This is a genomic window from Streptomyces sp. SID3212, from assembly GCF_009865405.1.
Classification (GTDB): Bacteria; Actinomycetota; Actinomycetes; order Streptomycetales; family Streptomycetaceae; genus Streptomyces.
In genome coordinates, this window is sequence record NZ_WWJY01000816.1 from 1 (window position 1) to 1,010 (window position 1,010).

General features: G+C 75.9%; 1 protein-coding gene. It reads right to left on the minus strand.

Features of this window, described 5'->3' with window-relative positions; all coding sequences use genetic code 11:
* Positions 1 to 854: SRPBCC domain-containing protein (locus GT042_RS24695; protein WP_345943903.1), on the minus strand; the 854-nt coding region annotated here is incomplete at its 3' end.
* Positions 855 to 1,010 lie beyond the last annotated feature (156 nt).

The window sequence follows — 1,010 nt, forward strand, 5'->3', positions numbered from 1 at the left end:
GGGGCGGGCACGGGGGCGTACCGGCCGCGCGGCGGCGCGTGGTCGACCTCCTCGGCGCTGCGCCCGATCATGGTGCGGCGGGCGTGCGCGGCTTCGGCGGGGGGTTCGTCGGGGACCAGGAAGTCGCCTTCACCGGCGGTGGTCTCACCGTCGAGGGGCACGTCGAGCGGGCCGTCGAGGGCGGAGGGAGGTACGGAGGCCCCGAATCCACTCCCTGCGTCGGCGTCCGGGTCGGGATCGGGGTCGACGCCGTCCTTGTCGGCGGCCTGGTCGTCCTGGGCAGGCGGCAGCGGGTCGGCGGCCTGATCGGCGGATGGCGGGGGCGCGGGCCTGTCCGGCGGGGTGGCGGACGTCTCGTCGTCGGAGCCGGAGCCGGAGCCGGAATCGGAGCCGGACTCCGACGGCTCGGGCGCTCCGGAGGAAGCCCCGGCGACCCCCACCCCCTCGGCCTCTTCCGCCAAACGGGTGACGAACCGGTTCAACAGCCGGTGCGCGGCAGCCGTCGCCGCCTCCGGGGGCAGCTCCGCGAGGCGCCCCTCGGCCCGTGAGGCGCCGGTGAAGACGAGCGTGGTGCCGTCGCCGCCCGGGGTGTCGGTCAGGCGCAGCGTGAGCGTCAGCTTGGCAGAGCCCGTACCCCGGATCTCCGTACCCTCGGCCCCGGCCGTGAAGACACCGTCCGCGCCCTCGGTCAGCGTCAGCGCTCCCCGGTACGTGATGGTGTGGCCGCCGGCCCGGACCTTGAGCCGCCCCGCGAGCGCGCCCGCGTCGGCGTCCGCGTCCTGTTGGAGTCCCGGTACGCAGCGGGCGACGCGGACGGGGTCCCGCAGCGTCTGCCGGAGGGTCTCTGCCGTCACCGGAACGAACACCTCATGCTCCATGGGAACCGAGCCTACTCAGCCCGACCGCCCAGGGCGCCCCCAAGCGACGAACCAAGCCCGTACGAGTACGGTTCCCGCCCCCTGACCGTCCCCGGACAGGCCGACCCGCCGCCCACCCCCACCCGCGCGGAC